We start from the raw sequence: 265 nt of genomic DNA, 5'->3' as shown, positions 1-265 counted from the left end.
TGAGCTAGTTTATTCATAATCCGATTCAGGCTAAATCTTCTTTTTCCTTGGCCAAATTTGCCTTCAATAGAATTCCGAATCTTTTCATCTTCTGACGCCTGCTTCTTAGTAGCTTTACTAATATTTACTGGAGGTCTACCTAACGGGGGGCCACTCATTCTAATCCCCTTTTCTTTACACCAAGCTCGGTTGTCTCTAGTTCGGTAAATTTTATCTACATGGACTGACTCAGGATAATGTCCCGTATATTCTTTAAAAGCCTCTA

General features: G+C 39.2%; 1 protein-coding gene. It reads right to left on the bottom strand.

Going from position 1 to position 265, the window contains the following annotated elements; translation table 11 throughout:
• Positions 1 to 265, bottom strand: a 265-nt coding sequence (locus PL9631_RS25880; protein ID WP_156090731.1) for a transposase, incomplete at both ends; no start/stop codon positions are given.

Origin of the sequence: Planktothrix paucivesiculata PCC 9631 (genome assembly GCF_900009265.2) — a bacterium.
Classification (GTDB): domain Bacteria; phylum Cyanobacteriota; class Cyanobacteriia; order Cyanobacteriales; family Microcoleaceae; genus Planktothrix; species Planktothrix paucivesiculata.
The sequence above is the reverse complement of the archived record's forward strand: the minus strand, read 5'-3'. Positions and strand labels throughout refer to the sequence as shown.